The organism is Zhongshania guokunii, from assembly GCF_040892635.1.
Classification (GTDB): domain Bacteria; phylum Pseudomonadota; class Gammaproteobacteria; order Pseudomonadales; family Spongiibacteraceae; genus Spongiibacter; species Spongiibacter guokunii.
In genome coordinates this window covers 144,448-164,498 of record NZ_JBFRYA010000010.1, presented here as the reverse complement: position 1 = coordinate 164,498, position 20,051 = coordinate 144,448, and the positions used below count along the sequence as shown (strand labels likewise).

Below are 20,051 nucleotides of genomic sequence, written 5' to 3'. Positions count from 1 at the left end.
CCACTGCCCGGCGCAATGGTGCGCGGATAAAACACATATTTGCCGCTGCCGCCGCTGCGCTGAATACAAAACTTACCCTCATTCAGAAAACCGAGGTATTCGAGATCGGGACGAATTTCAGCCATGGGACGCTCTCCACTCAAGGCAAGGTCGCTCTTATACGCCTTGCTGTTTTAACTCGAATTAACGGCACCTGGCCGCTAAAACCATGAAAAATACTTTAAATTTGACAGCGGCAGGCTATATTTTCGGTAGCTAGTGCGCCGCTGCACGCTCGGTAGGTGTCGCACCGAGCTGCTGATGAGTCTAAACAAGTGCAGCGATATTTGCACCAATAAATGACTATGTGTTAGTTTATGGGTGTTCGATAACAACGTCAACTGCGGGAAGCCAGACAATGACCAACGATAAGTCGCCCACACCCTGGGGAAGTGAGCAGCAGGATACGATTAACGCCGTGCTTCGGCGGGCACTTGAAGCCAATCCTGATAGAGAGTTTTTAGATTTTCTTGGTAAGAAATTCAGTGTAGCCGACATCGACAGCCAAGCATGCCGACTTGCCAATGGTTTGACGGCGCTGGGTATCGAAAAAGGCCAAACCGTCGCCACCCTCCTCGACAACAGCGAAGACGCGGTCTTTATCTGGCTGGCCATCAACAAGCTTGGCGCTATCTCGGTACCCATTAACACTGCGTACAAAGGCGAGTTCCTGCGCCACCAATTGGGTGACAGCGACGCCAGCGTCGTCATTGCCGAGAGCGATTACGCTGACCGCGTTATTGCGATTGGCGAGCAGCTGCCCAGCGTAAAAACCCTCGTCCATCGCGGCGCAGCGCCAAGCGCCAGCTTTAGCGGTCAGACCATGAGTTGGGAACAGTTATTGTCTGACGACAGCAGCGACCCCCAAATTGAAGTAGCCCCCTCAGATTTGGCAATGCTAATTTATACCGGCGGCACCACTGGCCCATCTAAGGGCTGCATGGTCAGCCATAACTACGCCTGCAACTTAGCCCGCATTGTTAGCGACGGCACCGGCCGCAGCGCCGACACCGTGAGCTGGACCGCCCTGCCACTATTCCACTTTAATGCGGTGAGCAATGTTATTTGCGAACTGATGCACGGCGGCCGTATTGCGATCTACCCGCGCTTCTCGGTATCTAATTTCTGGCCCGAGATCGAACGCACCGGCGCCAACTACACCACCTTGCTCGGTTCCATGTTCCCCATGCTGCTCGGCGCCCCCGAGAACGAAGCTGAGAAACGCTGCTTTGGGCAAATTTCCATCGTTGGCGGCGCACCCTTCCCAGACAAATTACAACAGGCTTGGAAGCAGCGCTTTGGCGCCAAGCACACCGCCTGCCCGGGCTTTGGTTTGACTGAGTGCTCACTAGTGACTTCCGTGCCGCTGGGCATTCAAGTACCCGGCGACTGCTCTGGCATGCGCAACGACAGCTTTGACGTGCGCATTGTTGACGACAATGGCATTGAGGTCCCACAGGGCGAATCTGGCGAAGTGATTGTGCGACCACTGCGCCCCAATGTGATGTTTGAAGGCTACTGGAAACGCCCCGAAGACACCCTTAAAGTCATGAAGAACATGTGGTTCCACACTGGCGACATCGGCAAATTTGATGAAAATGGCTACTTCTATTTTGTCGACCGCAAGAAAGACTATCTGCGCCGTCGCGGTGAGAACATCTCCAGCTTTGAAGTGGAATCGGCCTTCCGCCGTCACCCAGCAATCGAAGACGTGGCCGCCCATGCGGTATTGTCGGAGCTTACCGAAGATGACCTAAAAGTTACCCTCACCGTAAAAGAGGGCAGCAGCCTCAGCGAAGAAGAGTTGTGCGCGTGGTCAGCCGAACAGCTGCCGTATTTTGCTGTACCGCGCTACTTTGAGTTCCGTAGCAGCGCCGAAATGCCCCGCAGCCCGGTGGGCCGCATTCTGAAATACAAGCTGCGTGACGAAGGCGTTACTGCAAAAACTTGGGACCGTGAAAAAGCAGGCTTTCAGTTAAAGAAACGCTAACGACTGCTTTTGAAACAAAAAAAACCGACGCCATTGCTGGCGTCGGTTTTTTTATAACTTCACATTACGTAATTCGCTATTACTTGGCCTGCATAAAATCTGCGGGGCTCGCTGGCGCACTCAATGTGCGAGCAATAATACGGGTCATTGCACCCCACATTTCATCGGCACCCACACCGCGCTCAACCGATTTAGGGTCGGTTGCCGCCAAACGCTCCATTGCCGCCACCAATACCGAGGCATCGGCTTGGGCAGTGGTTTTAGTGCCACCGCTATTTTTGGGGTAAGCAGCAACAATATGTTCGGCAAAGCGATTTACAATCCGCACCGAGGTCCGCAAACGAATATTCTCAAAAACGGGGTCGCCGCGGTCAGCTTCCAAATTTCGGTAGCGCAATACTTCCCGATGTTTGTCCCAAACTGAAACAAAGGCATTTACCACACGGCGCGAATGCTCCACATCCAATATTTTGGGATCCCAAGGCTCATCCAAAATATTGTGCACCGCCTGCATATCTGACTCGGCCTCTTCGGTTAAGGCCAGCAGGATGCCCCGCACATCGGAGAAATATAAATAGAAGGTAGCCGAGGACGACTTGGCGCGCTTGGCAATCGACACCGCTGTCAATTCGACGGGGGAGCCTGATTTCAATAATTTGCGCGCCGCATCCATCAAGCGCTTGCGGGTTTCTGCACCCTTGCGGCCCAGTGACTGGCCATGATTATTCGTAGTAACTACTGTTCGCATTTTCTGGAGCATCCGAAAACATACACAATGAAACTTAATATTAACATTAAATTGTCATAAAAATCGCCGACCTACTTCAAAAGCCTGCATTTGCAATAAATCGGCAAAGCCCCGCCCGGCTAACCTTCCACGGCAGAGCCCCCACGCTTAAAAGCACTCACTGCACGCAGAAACACTCCACATCAAACCTTGATAGCACAAATAACTGATGGTATATTAGTTTTATGCTGCATCACAGCCACCAGACCACACCGGCTCAAACCACAAGAGCCTACCTGTTAACGGAGTTTGACTCATGAATTTAAAAGAACTGCCCTTTTCTATGAAGCCGGTTGGCTGGTTCCAAATTGGCTGGAGTGGTGAATTTCCGGTTGGCGAAGTCAAAGCCCTGCGCTATTTCGGCGAAGATTTAGTCGCCTTTCGCGGCGAAGACGGTGTTTTACGTTTAATGAACGCCCACTGCCATCACTTGGGCGCCCACCTTGGTCACGGCGGCAAGGTTAAAGACAATTGCATCACCTGCCCTTACCACGGCTGGGTGTGGAGTGGCGAAGGCAAAAACGTGGAAATTCCATACCAGGAAAACACCGTTAACAAGCGCCTGAAAACTTGGCCAGTCACCGAGCAACACGGCTGTATATTTATGTGGCACGACCCCACCAATTCCGCGCCACGCTGGGAGCTGCCCCATATGTTCGACAGCTTCCGTGAGTTTTCTGACCGCGACGAGTCCGAGTTCTACCCCATTTTCCCCCACGGCACGCGGCGCTGGCCAGATGAACCTGTTCACCCCCAGATCACCTTCGAGAACAGTGTCGACTCCATGCACTTCCGCTATGTACACAACTCGCCACTAGATCCAATGCTCTTGGAAATGGACATCCGCGACAACGATTCCGTATTCCGCACGCTCTTTGGCTTTAAGTCAGTGCGCACCAATAATATTGAAATGACCTTTGATACCCGCACCAGCGGCGTGGGCTGTTCCTTCAATGTATTTAAAGGCGCATACAACTACCGCGTGCTGTTTTCTGCCACGCCGATTGACGATGAAAAATCAGAGCTATTCAATACCATTTGGTGGGAGCGCAAAGACGGCGAAGAGGGTGATATGCCCGTTGCGATTCAAGACCGAATCAAAAACGAAATTCTCACTACCGTAGACGAAGACTTGGTGGTTTGGCGCCATCAAAAATACGTCGATCGCCCCATGCTCGCCAAGCAAGACGTGAAAGCCTTTAACCAGCTCAGAAAATGGCAGGCCGGTTTTTACGATTTGCCCGCCGCTGAGTAAAGCGCGTTAACGCATAGAATATCCACTGTATTAAAGGACTCAGAAATGCCGCTAATAAAATTCATTACTGTAAATGGCGAGACCCGCGAGGTGAATGCTGAATCGGGCAGCAACCTCATGCAGGTCGCGCTAGACAACGGCATTGATGAAATTCTCGGCGAGTGCGGCGGCTCCTGTAGCTGTGCCACCTGCCACTGCTATATTGGCGACGACTGGCTGAGTAAAACTGGCAAGCCCGATGATATTGAGCAAGAGATGTTGGAATGCGCCCTAGAGCCAGCCGTTAATAGCCGCCTAAGCTGCCAAGTGAATATCAGCGACGAACTCGACGGTATGGTGGTGCATCTGCCTGCGGCGCAATATTAAAGCTTCACATGGCCGTGAAGATTCCACGGCCACTAAAATTACAATTCCGCTGAACGCGTCATCAGAAAATAGTACATCCGCGCCGAGTCGATAAAACTGGCGGTAGATACTCGCTCGTTAGTACCGTGCATTCCCGCCAACTCTTCAGGCCCAACCTCAAGCCCTAAAAAACGATAGCTGGCATCACTGACCTCCTCAAAGTGGCGGGCGTCGGTCGCGCCAACCACTAGGCGCGGCGCAACGGTAGTGTCTGGCCGCACTTGCCGAATAAGCTGACTCAAAACCTTAAACCCCGAAGAATTAAGCGGAGCAAGCTTTGACGGATTGTTAGAAAAATCACTGTATAGCGAGACTTCTATCTGCGGGTCGTCAATAACCGCGGTCACGTATTGAATTACCGACTCGACAGTGTCACCGGGCAATATCCGAAAATTGACCACGGCCTCGGCACTGTGCGGTAGTACATTATCCTTTACCCCAGCCGTCATCATTGTTGCGGCCGTGGTCGTGCGAATACCTGCAGCGGTGGTTGGCATCTCGGCCAGAGTTGCCTCGGCCAGTGGTCCGAACAGCCACAAATTGGCAAACACTAGCCGCTGGACAAACGGCGCCTTGGCACCCAGTGCCATAATGGTGTCGCGGGTAAAGCTAAGGTCAGCCGGAAAGGGATTATTCTCTAAACGGTTAATTGCCCGCGCCACCAAGCCCAAGGCGGTATGACGCGGCGGCATTGAGGCGTGACCACCCACCCCGCGAGCCGTGATTTTCAAACTGGTGTAGCCCTTTTCCGCGGGGCCGATTAGCGCCACCCGGCCATCCACACCAGGGATCAAGCCCTTGGTAACAAAACCACCTTCGTCTAGCAAAAAACCAAGACGCACCCCTCGCTCGGCCAGTATCGCCGCCATGGCTTTAGCGCCTTCGCCGCCCACTTCTTCGTCGTGACCAAAGCCAAAATAAATTGCCCGTTCAGGCACAAAGCCCTCGGCCAGCAAGCGCTCCGCCGCCTCTAACAAACTAATTAAACTGCCTTTATCATCAAGGGCGCCGCGTCCCCATATAAAGCCGTCGGCGACCACCCCCGCAAACGGCGGATGCGTCCATTCCTCTTCACTGCCCCCACTCACCGGCACCACATCTTGGTGGGCTAAAAACATGATAGGGGTCTGTTCGCCACTAGCCGGCCAATGCAGTAACAGCGACTGGCCAGCCACCACCTCCACCTCGAGCTGACTAAATACCCGAGGGTAGCGCTCTTTCAAAAAGGCGTGAAATGCGGCAAACGCCTCAGCGTCTGGGGGCTGATTTCCACCTCGCGATACCGTGGGTATCTGTATTGCAGCACTTAAGCTGGCAATGGCGCGGGCTTCATCCCAGGTAAGGCTAGCCGATGTTTCGAGCGGCGACGCATCAGCGCCAAATTGCCAGCCCCGCAGGAGCACCACCGCGCACAATAATATTAGGGCGACCAGCGCCCCGGCCAATAGCTTTTTCATAATCTATGCCTTATTGAAACTGGTAACTCACTTCAAGACCAAAATGACGCGGTGCGCCAGGCACCCGATTCGCCACACCAATCACGCTGGTTACTGCAATTCCGCCAACGAAATACGGGGTGTCTTTAAGGTTATTGATATACGCGCTGACATTTAGGCGCTCATTCACTTCCCACATCAGCCGTCCATTGTAGGTCTCGTATTGATCAATAAAGGAGCTATCGTAATTGCCGCTAAGATAATCGGTGCCGATAAAAATCTCATCAGAATAGTAGTACTGGAGACTGGGTACAAATAAGCCCAAATCCGTGGGCCAATCGTACTGAACCACCAAGCCCCGCACATTTTGAGGCACTTGGGGAAAGGCTTCATTGCTACGATCGACAATGGCAAAACCATCGGCGGTATTGGTGCCCAAATCGTATTCAATAAAATCGCCGTCGGTGTATCCGGCATTGGCATTAACCGTCCAGTTACCCAGCAGTGCCGTTAACTCCAATTCAAAACCGTCAACCACTGCCTTACCGGCGTTACCGGTGAACTGCACCACTTCGGTATTGGTATTGCCACGTTCATACAGCGCCACCTGCAAATCGGTGTAGTCCAGCTGGTAGACTGCCACATTAAATCGCAGGCGCTGATCAAGGGCGTCAATCTTCACGCCGAACTCGGTATTACGCACTTGCTCGGGCTCAAACTGCTGAATATTGGAGCCGGTTTGGGTAGAGCGCACATCGAGGCCACCCGACTTAAAACCGTCACTTACCGTCACATAGGCAATCAAGCTATCGAGATTTAAGCGGCTGGCGAGTTCATCCGGCGCAATCATATTGGCTGTGAACAGTGGCGTGAATTCAGAGAATGTGGTGCTGCCCGCAATCGACGGCAAAAAAACCAGAGGTACTTCCGGGGCCTGATAGGCAAAGTATTGATCGCGACTAACAGGGCTATAGATACCGTCCATGGCGTGCACTACTGGCGTGATGATGGCGGGGTTACTGCCAATCTGGGCATTGAGGCGATTTGCGTATTCCTCGTAATCTGGCACCACCATGGTGTGAATACTGCTGCGCTCCTCTTCGGTATAACGCAGCCCCAAGGTGAGTTGCAGCCAGTCGTAAACATCCCACGACGCCTGCGCAAAAATCGCCTTAGTTTCATTTTCATAGTCCGCCAAGGAGGCGGTATTAGCCTGGACAGGCAATAATAATTCCGACGGCACCGGCAGCGGCACCGGTAAACCAACCGCGGCACTGGCGGGAATACCGACCAAACCGTTGTCGCCAACCTCAGTACCATCAAGGGTATTCGTCAACTCCTCCCGTGCGTAGAACACCCCAAAGGTCAGGTTCAAGGTATCGTCGAGCAGGCTGCCATTAAACTTTAGTTCTTGGGTAAATTGATTGCGCTCGGCGTCTGGCGCGGTCATGCCGCCGCCTGCAAACACCACATTACCGGCATTTGGCCCCACGCTAACACTGCGCACTGCGGTGCCGTCGGAATCGCCACTGATGCGAATATTATTCTGAAAGGCGTAGCTGGTAATGCTTTCCATATCAAAGCCCAGCACCGGCAAGCGCAGGGTCAGGGCGTGCATCTGGTTATCGATGGCGTATACCGCATCATCGTCGTTTTGACTCACGGCAAACTGGTCTGCCAAGGCCGTGCTGGCATCACAGGCCGCCTGCAAGTTTTCACCGCCGTCGCCGCGATAAACCCCCTGCGTCAAGATTGCGCCACTGTTCTGAAATTGACAGTTATACGGTGTACCGCGCTCGTCTATCCGGCTAAAAAAGCTAAAGAAATCAAGCTCGAGGCTGTCGTTCACATCCCAAATAGTGCGTTGGGAAAACGCCGTGCGATCTTCATCAAATAAATTATGGCTAGACGCCGCATTCTCAATATAGCCATCACTACGCTTAGAGCTCAGCGCAAAGCGCGTACTAATCGCATCGCCAGCCCAGGGCACATTAGCATTTAGCTTAGCGTCTTTGCGGCCATCGCTGCCCAGCGTAACTCGAGCAGACAATTCCAGCGCATCGATATGTGGGCGCTTAGAATCCACCAACAGCGCACCGCCAATATTGTTTTTACCAAACAAGGTTCCCTGGGGGCCGCGCAGCACTTGAATATTTGCCACATCTACGGCATCGAGGAGCTGGGCATCCGAGCGCGGCACATACACCCCATTTAAATAAATACCCACGCCGGGGTCTAACACCGGATTACCAGAGCGCTGGCCAATGCCGCGAATAAATATGGCGGGGGCTTTGTAATTGGTTTGCGAGAACTGCAGGCTGGGGCTAAGGGTTTCGACATCGGCAATAGAGCTAACCCCCATCGCCTCTAAATAATCCGAGCCCAAGGCCGTCACTGCCAGCGGGGTTTCCTGCAAGCTCTCCTCTCTGCGACGGGCCGTCACCACCACCTCTTCTAGCACTGCTTTGCGGTGAGGTGAGGGAGCTTCAGCTTGTACCAGAACTCCAAACAAAAGCGACGGTAACGCCGAAACTCCCAAAACCAACGTTCGTGCGCGCGGCAACATAAACTACCCTCTATTCGAATTATTATTGTGAGCGTACATCCTAGCTTGTTACAGATGACGAACCAATGTCTTCAGAGAAAACATTTGTGAAAACTTTTGCACTGCAATACCTCGACAAAACACTGCCTCTATCACCAAATTGAGAAGCGATATCGCATTTGTTATATTTTTGATTGTGGTATCGCACTTAATCGACGACGGAATGTAGCTCAGCTTGGTAGAGCACTGCGTTCGGGACGCAGGGGTCGGAGGTTCGAATCCTCTCATTCCGACCAGCCGACGCTAGCCCCAGAGAACGCCCCCAAATAGGCCAATCTCCTGCCCTACCCGCCACCAAAATAGCCCTTTTTGCCTGCCGCATCACAAGTTTGCCGCAAAAGCAGAACATTTAAGCTAATATGCTTTAATAGTTAGTGACTTACTGCATCAAACTGAGAAAAAATATAATCTTAGGCCTGTATAGCTCACCTTAAGAAACAATAGACAGGGGACATCTGTTATGAAGCTTTTGTTACGCACCAGCCTGCTGGTATTGGCAGCACTATTTCTAGCGGCGTGTGGCGGCGGCAGTGGCGACGGGCCATCACTATCTCCTGTTGATTCCAGCACACCCACAGAAACCCCTGACACAGGCGGCACTACCGTAACGGTGGTACCGAGTTTCGGCTCATTTGATACAGCTGGTGCTTTTACCGTAGCTACAATAGCCAAAAACAAGACATCATTAACCGCAGGTCAAAGCGCCTCGTTAGCAGTATCCTTCGTAGACCAAGACAATAAATTGATTACCGATGCCGCTGATGTTTTATTTACTTCATCCTGCAGCATTGATGGCCTCTCCGACTTCGATCAAGATATTGTCAGTAACACCACTGGCACTATAAGAGCAACATACACGGCTCGCGGCTGCAGCGGCACCGACACTATCACCGCGCAATCTACGCTCAACGGCACCAACTATCGCGCGACAACGACGATAGATACGATTCCTGCCGCCCTAGGCTCAATCAGCTTTGTCTCGGCCGAGCCAAAGCTGATTGGTATACGCGGTACCGGTGCGCTACCTGAACAGTCCACCGTTTCATTCCAAGTTAAAAACGAAGCCGGCGGCCCAGTAGAAGGCCTCGATGTAAATTTTTCCTTAAACACCACCGCTGGTGATATTGGATTAACAAACGCAACGGCAACCACCAATGCTGAGGGTATTGTTAGCACTACGGTGATTTCAGGCACTGTCGCCACTTCCGTGCGTGTCACCGCATCCGCGGTCAGTGACAGTAAAACCATCAGTGCACAGTCCAGCCTACTACTAAATACCACTGGAATTATCGACCAAAACAGCTTCACCTTGGGCGCATCGACATTAAATATCGAAGGCCTGGACTACAACGGCGTTGAAACAACCCTAACCATCCTCGCCGCTGACCGCTTTAACAACCCAGTACCAGATGACACTGCAATCGCCTTTACAACAGAAGGCGGTATCATTGATAGCGGCTGCACAACAGTCAACGGCACATGTTCTGTGACATTTCGGTCTGCCAATCCTCGTGCAAACGGACGGGCAACAATCTTAGCAACAGCGATTGGCGAAGAATCATTTGAAGACACCACCCCGTCAAATGGCAGCTATGACGATGGCGAAGTCTTTGATGATTACCCTGAAGCATTCATAGACTACAACGAGGATGGCTGTCGCGATGCCAATGAGCCCTATCTGGATTTCAACAATGATGGTAACTACACAGGTACCACTCAGGATCTGAACAACGATGGTAAGTGCCGCCGCTCAACACCAGACGAAATCGTCGGTAATTCGACATACGATGGCTTACGCTGTATTTCAAACGCACAAAACTGCGAAATCACGGCAAGTACCATCTCTGTCCGTGAAGAAATTGTCATCGTGATGTCCGGTTCTTCACTGTATGTAACGGTTACACCTGCAACGATAAATATCGACGCTGGGGCAAGCGTACTGGTTACTGTTCGCGACGTGAACCTTCAAGTTCCGCCCGCAGGGACGACCATATCTGTTACAACAGACCAAGGTAGTATCTCAGGGGAAAGCTCAGCAACCGTACTATCAACGAACTTTGACGGCGCTATTGCATACAGCTTTGCATTAAAGCCGAGCTCGTCCGAAATTGGAACCGGCACATTTACCGTCACGGTAAAAACCCCTAAAGGGGTTATTTCGAAAGGAACCGCAACTGTCGTTCAAACAGTTTTAGCCCCCTAAAACAGCCAAGGTGTTGGCCAACATATAACTGTCGGCCAACACCTTCAAATCTCTGCACTACCGCTGCCCTCACCTCTGCTAGCCTGTGGTAAAATTCCACTATCGCATCTTCTTACGCCACACCAGAAGCCTCCATGACCAAATCAGACACCCTCTACTCCACCCCCCACCCCAATCTCGGTCGCTTTGCCTTTGATGAGCATGTGGTGGAAGTTTTCCCCGATATGATTCAGCGCTCGGTACCAGGTTATGCCACGATTATCGCGATGACAGGGGTTATGGCTGGGCGCTATGCGCAGGCGGGTAGCAATATTTATGATCTCGGCAGTTCACTGGGTGCCAGCACCTTATCGATGGCCAGAGAGCTAAGCGATCGCAACTGCACGATTATTGGGGTAGACAATTCAGCGGCGATGATTGAGCGCTGCCGAGGCTATATTAGCAGCACCACACCGCCAATTGAGCTGCGCTGTGAAAACATTCAAGACACCGAGATTCGCAATGCCTCGGTGGTGGTTTTAAATTTCACCCTGCAATTTGTGCCTGCCGAGCAGCGTGGGGAATTAATTCAGCGTATTTCCAAGGCCATGCGCCCTGGCGGCATTCTCATTTTGTCGGAAAAAATTCGCTTTGCCGACACCCATCTTCAAGAGTTAAACACCGACCTCCATCATGCCTTTAAACGCGCCAATGGCTATAGCGATCTCGAAGTCGCACAAAAGCGCTCAGCATTGGAAAACGTGCTTGTGCCAGAGACCCTAACAGAACACCAGCAACGGCTGCGCGACGCCGGTTTTAGCAGTATCGATGTGTGGTTTCAGTGTTTTAACTTTGCCTCACTGGTCGCAATTAAATGATGGATTACCGCGATTTTCTCGCCACTCTTAGCCAACAACACCCCAAGCTCGCTGACTGGGCACTGCAACTGCCAGAGCAAATTGCCAGCGGCCTCAGTGAGTCTCGCTATGGCGACCTGCCCCGCTGGAAAGCAGCGCTCGCCGCCCTGCCGGCACTCAGCCCGACAAGCGTTCAATTAGATGCTTCGCGCGTTGGCGCCGGCGGCGAGATTTCCGACGAGCAGCGCGGCGCGCTTGAGCAGGCTCTTAAAGGCCTGCACCCCTGGCGCAAGGGTCCATTTGAGCTATATGGCGTACATATTGACACTGAATGGCGCTCCGACTGGAAATGGGATCGCCTAAAAGACGCCATCGCGCCACTGCAAGGTCGCAGCGTTCTGGATGTTGGCTGCGGCAGCGGCTATCACTGCTGGCGGATGCGTGGCGCGGGCGCCGCGCTAGTCGTTGGCATCGACCCTACGCCGCTGTTTGTCACCCAGTATTTCGCCTTACAAAAATACCTTAACGAACCTTCTGTTGCGGTACTGCCGATGGGCATTGAGCACTTGCCCGAGCGCTTACAAGCCTTCGACACCACGTTTTCGATGGGAATTCTCTATCATCGCCGCTCACCCTTTGACCATCTTTTAGCGCTGCGCGACACCCTGCGCAGCGGTGGCCAGCTGGTATTGGAAACCTTGGTGATCGACGGCGAGCTAGGTGATGCGCTGGTTCCCGAAGGTCGCTACAGTAAAATGGGCAATGTTTGGTTTATACCCAGCACCGCTACTTTAGAAAGCTGGCTTAAAAAAGTTGGCTTTAAAAACCCCCGCCTCGTCGACGTCAGTCAAACCTCCTGCGACGAGCAGCGCAGCACCCAGTGGATGCAGTTTCACTCCCTCGCCGAGTTTCTAGACCCTAACGACGCCAGCAAAACAATAGAAGGCCACCCAGCGCCGAAACGCGCTACTTTCATCGCCGAGGCGCCTTAGCTCGCCCCAATCAAGTGCAAGCCAAATCGTGATATTGATCAAAACCTGAACAAATAACACTCATCTTTAGTTTCTATGTGACATTTATGTGATACCTTTCAAATTGATATACGCACTATTACGTAGCGGCTTGGACGATTCATGCCTCATAGCGATACAGGACCATTATTAGACCGCCTAAAATCACAAGCCCGACAGTGGTTTGGCGAGCACCTGTACCGTTATTTTGACCGCCTGCAAGACAATTTCCATCGCCGCGCCCTCACCGCTAGCAGCACTGCCGAACAAGATGAACTGCTCAAGCAGCAGCGCGCAGTAAAAGCCGGACAAGACGAAGCTTTCCGGCTATTTGCCGACCATATCAACCAAGCGTTTATCGCCAAACGCAGCCTCGAAACCGGCAGTTACCCCGAACTCGACCGCCTAGCCCTGCAATTGGAAAAATTGCCCGACGCGCCCTTTGGTAAAGAAAAAACCGAACTCCACTATTTTTGCCGCGCAATAGCGCCTATTACCTTGCTCGCTGGCTTTCAGCACATCATTGTGCCGCTGCGCCTCGACGACCAACATCGCCACCAAGCCCTTACCATGTTTCAGGGCCTGTTTATTCAAGAGCTAAGCAAGCTTTACGAGCAGCTATTCGACGCGTTACCCAAGCCAATACCCGCCCACAACCTCGGCGATTGGATAGCCCACAGCAAGCTTCAGCTCAGCGAAAAGAATTTATCTACCCAGCAGCGCGCCTTAACCGAGCTGCGCCTACAGCGCTTGCTAAAACTCTACGACCATCGCCAGAACAGCAGCGCCGTGCCCACCATCGAGCCCACCGATGGTGAGTTGATCGAAGCGGCCGCCAGTATTTTTCACGGCCTGAGCAACCGCCGCCGACTGTCGCCCAGCATCTTGGCATCACTGAATACTTTGCAGAATAAGGTCAGTAGTATTGCCCTGCAAGATCGCCAAAGCTTCTTACACGCATTGCATCCGGCGCGGCAGGTTTGCCGACAAATTGTGAACGCCCTCGCCCACTGGGATAACGCCGACAATAGCCAGCGCTTTCAATTTGAAGGCGCACTCAAAATCATTAGCCGAAAATTGGCAAAAGACGGCGTGCAAGCCAACGATTTCACCCAAATTCGCAGTCAGGTCGACGACTGTTGCCAGCATCTACTGCAGAGCATCAAGCTCAACGACAAACGCAACCTCAGCGCCGAGGTGGGCCAAAAACGGCTCACCCGCTTACGGCGCAAAGTACACGAAATGCTCGACGAAAAAACCGCCGCCATCCAGCTTCCTGCTGGCGTCGACAATATGCTGTACGGGCCAATGACCACGATTGTGCTCTATCACTGGCTGCGCCATGGCAGTAATAGCACACCGCTGCGCCGCAGTATGAAATTGATCGACGATATACTCTGGTATATTAAACCTCATGCCGACTGGTCGGAGCTGCGCCGCGCCAAAGCCATGAGCAAAGACCTTGAAGCAGAACTCAGCGAAGGTCTCGCCCGCATTAATTACAGCTACCAAGCCAGCCAAGCACTCATTGATGAGTTACACCAGCTGCGAATGATCGCCTCTGGCCGCAGCACCAGCCTCAAACGCCCCTAACACTGGGAACTCGCTAGGCCAATTGTGCGTATTCGGGTGACGACACCATGTAAAAATAGGTATAATTTTGCGCCCGCATGTTTGCTCTTCACGAGTGAACACGGCCCAAACCACACTCGTTTTATCGCATTTAACCGCGATCACGTACTTAAGGTGATGACTTTGCAACTCGACCAAGCTTCTTCTACGCAGCTACGCGAATGGGAAACCTCTCTGGCTCAAGAGTATCAGCAGTTTAAAGCCTCTGGCCTCAATCTCGATCTTACCCGAGGCAAGCCCAGCGCCGAACAGCTCAATTTATCTGACGGGATCAACGTCATTTTGGGCAATGACCTCAGCAATGAGAGCAACACCGACTTGCGCAACTACGGCGGCCTCGACGGGATTCCCGAGTGCAAGCGTCTATTTGCCGAGGTATTGGGCGTCGCCAACGACGAGATTTTAATTGGCGGTAATAGCAGCTTAACGCTGATGTACTTCGCGGTACTTTTCGCGCAGAATCAAGGCTTTGGCGCGCTGGGCGCGAGCTGGGCCAGCGAAGGCAAAACCACCAAATTTCTGGCACCCGTACCTGGCTACGACCGCCACTTTAGCGTGTGTGAGCACCTCGGCATCGAACTCATCCCCGTCGCTCTAAATGACGACGGCCCAGATATGGACGCGGTTGAGCAATTTGTAAAAGCCGACCCAAGTATTAAGGGCATCTGGTGCGTACCACGCTTTAGCAACCCCACTGGCACCGTGTATTCCGAGCAAGTGGTTGACCGTCTCGCCCAGCTGGGCAAGCTCGCGGGCAGCAACTTCCGCGTGTTTTGGGACAATGCCTACGCTGTTCACAGCCTCACTGACGACGCACCGGAACTGGCCAATATTATGGATCGCTGCCGCGCTCACGGCACCGAAGACAGCGTGTATCTGTTTGGTTCCACCTCTAAAATCACCTACGCTGGCGCCGGAGTTGCCTTTGCAGGTATGTCTAAGGCCAATATTAAAGCCTTTAGCCAGCACCTTGGCATGAGCCAAATTGGTCCAGACAAAATCAATCAGCTGCGCCATGTTCGCTTTTTGAAAGACAGCCAGGGCCTCAAAGCCCATATGCGCGCCCACGCGAGCGTACTCAAGCCCCGTTTCGACATTGTGCTCAAGCACTTGCGTGAAGGCTTGGCCGACACAGGCATGGCGAGCTGGAACGAGCCCCAAGGTGGCTACTTCATCTCCTTTGACACCCTGCCCGGCCTTGCCAAGGAAGTAGTTAAACTAGCTGCCGAAGCAGGCGTTAAACTAACTCCCGCCGGCGCAACCTTTCCCTACGGTAAGGACCCCGACAACAAGAACATCCGCATTGCGCCCAGCGTGCCAAGCTTGGAAGAGATCGACCGCGCCATGGCGGTGTTTGTGAACTGTGTAAAATTGGCGTCAGTGCGTCAGCGCTTGAGCTAAATAGCGCCCACAACAAAAAAGGGGGCGCCGATTATCGGCGCCCCCTTTTTTATATCGATTTAATGGCTACTCAGAATCTGGACTGCGATTAATGGGGCGGCCTGGCAAGCTTGGGAAATTGCGAACGTTACTGGTGCCACCCTCGGCATCAACAATTTTTCCGGCACCTTCTTTTTCCACTTCATCAATCCGCACAATAGAGTGCATTGGGATATAGCTACGCGTTACCCCATTAAATTCATTTTTAAGCTTTTCCTCACCCGGATTCACCACAATTTGGCTCTGCTCGCCAAACACAAACTCCTCAACTTCTATAAAGCCGTACATATCGCTTTGGTAAATCGCGCGCGCGTAGAGTTCATAGACTTTGTTGTTATTATTAAAAATAACTTTATAAATAGGAACTTGAGGCATAGTCTTTCCGTAGTTTAACAGCACTGCTTTAGCGAGAAATCGCACCGGAAAACCGGGCCGCGGATGATAGCATAAATTTGGGAAATCCACTGCACTTCTGGGTTTTAGACCACAATTTGGCTATAATGCCTCCCCAATTTTGTTTGCGGCCATTAGCGCCCCTAATTGTTTAAAAATACCTATGTCAGAAACCAGCGAGACAGCAAGCACCCCTCTAGCACCTGAACTGATTGCCAGCTCAGCCAAACCCAAAAAGGTGTTTATTAAAACCCAGGGTTGCCAGATGAATGAATACGATTCCTCACGTATTCAGGATTTGCTCGGGGTCAGCCACGGCATGATTCCCACCGACGATCCCAATGAAGCTGACGTGCTACTACTGAACACCTGCTCGATTCGCGAAAAGGCCCAAGAGAAGGTTTTTCACCAACTGGGCCGCTGGCGCAAACTCAAGGCCAAACGGCCTGACCTCATTATTGGTGTTGGCGGCTGCGTAGCCAGCCAAGAAGGCAGCGATATTGGTCGCCGCGCACCCTATGTTGATCTAATTTTTGGACCACAGACCTTGCACCGCGTGCCGGCGATGCTAGACAGCAAAAAGCCCAATGGCCCCATCGTAGTCGACGTGACCTTTCCTGAGATTGAGAAATTCGACAATCTGCCCGAACCCAGCGTTGATGGCCCCAGCGCCTTTGTCTCGATCATGGAAGGCTGCTCAAAATATTGCACCTTTTGCGTAGTGCCCTATACCCGTGGCGAAGAAGTTAGCCGTCCCTTTGACGATGTTATTGCCGAAGTCGCCCAGCTCGCCGCCAAGGGCGTGCGCGAAGTCAATTTGCTCGGCCAAAACGTTAACGCCTATCGCGGCGTTAACCACGAAGACGATATTGTTGATTTCGCCGAGTTGATCCACTTTGTGGCCCAAGTTCCAGGCATCGACCGCATTCGCTATACCACCTCGCACCCAGTGGAGTTCAGCGAGGCTTTAATTCAAGCCTACGCCACCGTGCCGCAATTGGTAGACCACCTACACCTGCCAGTACAGCACGGTAGCGACCGCATTTTGGCAGCGATGAAGCGCGGCCACACCGCCGACGAATACCGCGCCAAAATTGCCAAGCTCAAAACCATTCGCCCCAATATTAGCCTGTCGTCTGACTTTATCATCGGCTTTCCCGGTGAAACCGATGAAGATTTCGAACACACCATGCAGCTAATTAGAGATATTGGTTTTGACCACTCCTTTAGCTTTATTTACAGCGCCCGACCCGGCACTCCTGCCGCGCAACTGCCGGATGAGACCCCAGAAGAAGTGAAAAAAGAGCGCCTAGCAACGCTACAGCACCATATTCTGCAAAACGCGGCGCGAATCAGCCGGCAGATGGCGGGCACTACCCAGCGTATTCTGGTTACCGGCGCCTCCCGCAAAGATCCCGGCGAACTGCAGGGTCGCACCGAAAACAACCGCGTGGTGAACTTTGCCTGTGCAGACCACGGCGTTATTGGCCAATTTGTAGACGTCAATATTTTAGAGGCCTACGCTAACTCCCTGCGCGGCGAGTTAATCAACTGAGCCCTGCCATATTGACGCCACAGCAAAGCGATCTAATAATCGATGCAAGCATCGGTCTACGCCGCTTTTCGATCACACATTTTGCGCCGCAAACGCGGCATTCGGTGACTCATTGACTGCACAAGATATACAACGCGTTCTCACTCTTGAACCCAACGACACTCGCTTGCTGGCAGACCTCTGCGGCCAGCACGACAGCAACCTAAAAATGATTGAACAGCGCCTGCTGGTTCGCATCGGCGCGCGGGGCAATACCTTTCAGATTAACGGCCCCAGCAATGCCGTTGACGATGCTGTGCAGCTTATCAAACACTTGTATAACGAATCACTCGAAGGTAGCAGCCTAAACGCCGAGAGTGTGCACCTGCACCTGCAGGAAGCCGGCATTGAGCAAATCAGCAAACCAGTGGTTGCCGATCACCTGCCGGTGGTAATTCAAACCAAAAAGGGCAGCGTTAAGCCCCGCGGCGAAAACCAGCAACGCTATGTAAAATCGATTCAAAATTGCGATATTAATTTTGGCATAGGCCCCGCAGGTACCGGCAAAACCTATCTGGCGGTAGCCTGCGCGGTAGAGGCCTTAATTACCAATCAGGTACAGCGCATATTACTGGTGCGCCCAGCGGTGGAGGCTGGCGAAAAATTGGGCTTTTTACCCGGTGATCTGGCCCAGAAAATCGACCCGTATTTACGCCCGCTTTACGACGCCCTCTATGAAATGCTGGGTATGGAAACTGTCACCAAGCTTATTGAACGCAATATCATTGAAATTGCGCCACTGGCCTTTATGCGCGGCCGCACCTTGAATGACTCGTATATTATTTTGGACGAAGCCCAAAACACCACGCGGGAGCAGATGAAAATGTTTCTAACCCGCATCGGCTTTGGCTCCACCGCAGTAATCACCGGCGACGCCACTCAGATCGATTTGCCCCGCGGCACACCCTCTGGCCTCGTGCACGTAATGAAAGTACTCGGCGATATCGACGGCATTAGCATGACCCACTTTGCCGCCAAAGACGTGGTGCGCCACCCCTTGGTGCAGCGTATTGTGGAAGCCTACGCTGCTTTCGAAGCCAGCACTGGCGGCGCTCAATGAGCCAAACCGATCTCGACCTCGATCTGCAAATTGCCTGCGAAGCTGGCAATTTGCCCAGCCAAGCGCAGTTTGAACTGTGGGCGAGGGCAGCTTTGCAGGAGCACCGCGACGAAGCCGAACTTAGTATTCGCCTTGTCGATATAGCGGAAAGTGCCGAATTAAACCTGCAGTATCGACAAAAGACGGGGCCAACCAATGTACTGTCTTTCCCCGCCGATTTACCCCCAGAACTGGAACTGCCACTCTTGGGCGATCTAGCAATTTGCAAACAGGTGGTAGAACGCGAGGCACAAGAGCAGGGTAAAGCCTGTCACGACCACTGGGCGCACATGGTAATTCACGGTACACTCCATCTCCTCGGCTACGATCATATTGACGATGACGAGGCAGAAATTATGGAAGCGCTAGAAATTGCGCTTCTAAAAACGCTAACGATTAGCAACCCCTATACCCCCATATGCGAGGACAGCACCCAAAACCATGAGTGAAGATCGATCTAGCAACGATCCAAGTGACAAGTCTTGGATCGAGAAAATAGCCCATGCTTTTTCATCTGAACCCAAAACACGGGAAGATCTGTTTGAACTGCTTGCTGTCGCCAAACAGAATGAAGTCATTGATGACGATGCCATAAGCATTGTTGAAGGCGCCATGCATATCAGCGATATGCAGGCCCGCGAAATAATGATTCCACGCCCGCAGATGGTGGTTCTCAAGGCCGACCAACCCCTTAGTGAGCTGCTGCCGATCATTATTGATACCGGCCACTCTCGCTATCCGGTCATCGGCGACACCCTCGACAATGTGCTCGGCATTCTGCTCTCAAAAGATTTGCTGCCACTGCTGTGGAAAACCCCCAACAGCGAAGACATCGACATTCGCGACGTGCTCCGCCCCGCCACCTTGGTGCCCGAGAGCAAACGCCTGAATGTGCTACTGCGCGATTTCCGCGAAAAACGCCATCACATGGCAGTGGTTATTGACGAATACGGCGGCGCCGCCGGCCTGATTACTATCGAGGATATTCTCGAGCAAATCGTTGGCGATATTGAAGACGAATACGACGAAGATGACGACCTGCCAATTCGCAAAATCACCGACAACGATTTTGTGGTGCAGGCCCTCACCCCCATCGACGACTTTAACGACTACTTCAACGCCAAACTCAGCGACGAGGATTTCGACACCATCGGCGGCTTACTCCTTAAATCCTTTGGCTATCTGCCCACTCGCAACGAAGTGGCGCGCTTAGACAACTACGAGTTTAAGGTAGTGAACGCCGACAATCGTCAAATTCATTTATTACGCATGCGCCAAATAGCTGATATTAATAGCTAATCACAATTTCCACGCAATATTTCGACGG

General features: G+C 52.5%; 16 protein-coding genes and 1 tRNA gene. 13 read left to right on the top strand and 4 right to left on the bottom strand.

Annotated elements, in window-relative coordinates; genetic code table 11:
• Nucleotides 1–397 precede the first annotated feature (397 nt).
• Entirely contained in the window at nt 398–2,029 is a 1,632-nt protein-coding gene (locus AB4876_RS12715; protein ID WP_368382080.1) for an AMP-binding protein, read from the top strand.
• A 79-nt stretch (nt 2,030–2,108) separates the two neighbouring features.
• On the opposite strand, the gene AB4876_RS12710 is transcribed toward AB4876_RS12715, so the two are convergent.
• Entirely contained in the window at nt 2,109–2,777 is a 669-nt protein-coding gene (locus AB4876_RS12710) for a TetR/AcrR family transcriptional regulator (protein WP_368382079.1), read from the bottom strand.
• A 295-nt stretch (nt 2,778–3,072) separates the two neighbouring features.
• On the opposite strand from AB4876_RS12710, the gene AB4876_RS12705 reads away from it, so the two are divergent.
• Together AB4876_RS12705 and AB4876_RS12700 are read left to right on the top strand one after the other, a co-directional pair.
• On the top strand, nt 3,073–4,071 hold the full coding sequence (locus AB4876_RS12705) for a Rieske 2Fe-2S domain-containing protein (RefSeq protein WP_368382077.1): 999 nt from the start codon (nt 3,073–3,075) through the stop codon (nt 4,069–4,071).
• Between the two features lie 45 nt (nt 4,072–4,116).
• Entirely contained in the window at nt 4,117–4,437 is a 321-nt protein-coding gene (locus AB4876_RS12700; RefSeq protein ID WP_368382075.1) for a 2Fe-2S iron-sulfur cluster-binding protein, read from the top strand.
• 38 nt (nt 4,438–4,475) lie between these two features.
• On the opposite strand, the gene AB4876_RS12695 is transcribed toward AB4876_RS12700, so the two are convergent.
• Together AB4876_RS12695 and AB4876_RS12690 are read right to left on the bottom strand one after the other, a co-directional pair.
• Nucleotides 4,476–5,933 (bottom strand): M20 family peptidase, encoded by a 1,458-nt coding sequence (locus tag AB4876_RS12695; protein WP_368382074.1) that lies wholly within the window; start codon nt 5,931–5,933, stop codon nt 4,476–4,478.
• Nucleotides 5,934–5,943: 10 nt separating this feature from the next.
• Complete coding sequence (locus AB4876_RS12690) at nt 5,944–8,424, bottom strand: TonB-dependent receptor (RefSeq protein WP_368382073.1); 2,481 nt, start codon at nt 8,422–8,424, stop codon at nt 5,944–5,946.
• Nucleotides 8,425–8,676: 252 nt separating this feature from the next.
• Here AB4876_RS12690 and AB4876_RS12685 point away from each other — a divergent pair.
• From AB4876_RS12685 to AB4876_RS12660, 6 genes are all read left to right on the top strand, one after another.
• Nucleotides 8,677–8,753 (top strand) — tRNA-Pro (locus tag AB4876_RS12685).
• A 224-nt stretch (nt 8,754–8,977) separates the two neighbouring features.
• Nucleotides 8,978–10,720, top strand: coding sequence for a hypothetical protein (locus AB4876_RS12680; protein WP_368382072.1), 1,743 nt, complete (start codon nt 8,978–8,980; stop codon nt 10,718–10,720).
• 134 nt (nt 10,721–10,854) lie between these two features.
• Nucleotides 10,855–11,577 carry a carboxy-S-adenosyl-L-methionine synthase CmoA gene (cmoA, locus tag AB4876_RS12675; protein ID WP_368382071.1) on the top strand — a complete coding sequence of 241 codons (723 nt, stop codon included), beginning with the start codon at nt 10,855–10,857 and terminating at the stop codon, nt 11,575–11,577.
• Nucleotides 11,574–12,548 (top strand): tRNA 5-methoxyuridine(34)/uridine 5-oxyacetic acid(34) synthase CmoB, encoded by a 975-nt coding sequence (gene cmoB, locus AB4876_RS12670; protein ID WP_368382070.1) that lies wholly within the window; start codon nt 11,574–11,576, stop codon nt 12,546–12,548. Before cmoA ends, cmoB begins: the two co-directional genes overlap by 4 nt.
• 141 nt (nt 12,549–12,689) lie before the next feature.
• A complete protein-coding gene (locus AB4876_RS12665) occupies nt 12,690–14,159 on the top strand; it encodes a DUF1631 family protein (RefSeq protein WP_368382068.1) in 1,470 nt (489 codons plus the stop codon).
• Between the two features lie 162 nt (nt 14,160–14,321).
• On the top strand, nt 14,322–15,599 hold the full coding sequence (locus tag AB4876_RS12660; RefSeq protein WP_368382066.1) for an aspartate aminotransferase type Ic: 1,278 nt from the start codon (nt 14,322–14,324) through the stop codon (nt 15,597–15,599).
• A gap of 66 nt (nt 15,600–15,665) precedes the next feature.
• On the opposite strand, the gene AB4876_RS12655 is transcribed toward AB4876_RS12660, so the two are convergent.
• Nucleotides 15,666–16,013, bottom strand: coding sequence for a DUF1820 family protein (locus AB4876_RS12655; RefSeq protein WP_301027013.1), 348 nt, complete (start codon nt 16,011–16,013; stop codon nt 15,666–15,668).
• Between the two features lie 181 nt (nt 16,014–16,194).
• On the opposite strand from AB4876_RS12655, the gene miaB reads away from it, so the two are divergent.
• The 4 genes from miaB to AB4876_RS12635 all read left to right on the top strand — a co-directional run bounded on the left by miaB (nt 16,195) and on the right by AB4876_RS12635 (nt 20,023).
• The gene (gene miaB / locus AB4876_RS12650) at nt 16,195–17,586 is read left to right on the top strand and encodes a tRNA (N6-isopentenyl adenosine(37)-C2)-methylthiotransferase MiaB (RefSeq protein ID WP_368382064.1); all 1,392 of its coding nucleotides are present in this window, start codon (nt 16,195–16,197) and stop codon (nt 17,584–17,586) included.
• Between the two features lie 112 nt (nt 17,587–17,698).
• Nucleotides 17,699–18,685, top strand: coding sequence for a PhoH family protein (locus tag AB4876_RS12645; protein ID WP_368382063.1), 987 nt, complete (start codon nt 17,699–17,701; stop codon nt 18,683–18,685).
• Nucleotides 18,682–19,173, top strand: coding sequence for an rRNA maturation RNase YbeY (gene ybeY, locus AB4876_RS12640; RefSeq protein ID WP_368382062.1), 492 nt, complete (start codon nt 18,682–18,684; stop codon nt 19,171–19,173). Before AB4876_RS12645 ends, ybeY begins: the two co-directional genes overlap by 4 nt.
• Nucleotides 19,166–20,023 carry a CorC family transporter gene (locus tag AB4876_RS12635; protein WP_301027008.1) on the top strand — a complete coding sequence of 286 codons (858 nt, stop codon included), beginning with the start codon at nt 19,166–19,168 and terminating at the stop codon, nt 20,021–20,023. The genes ybeY and AB4876_RS12635 overlap by 8 nt, the downstream gene beginning before the upstream one ends.
• Nucleotides 20,024–20,051: the final 28 nt, after the last annotated feature.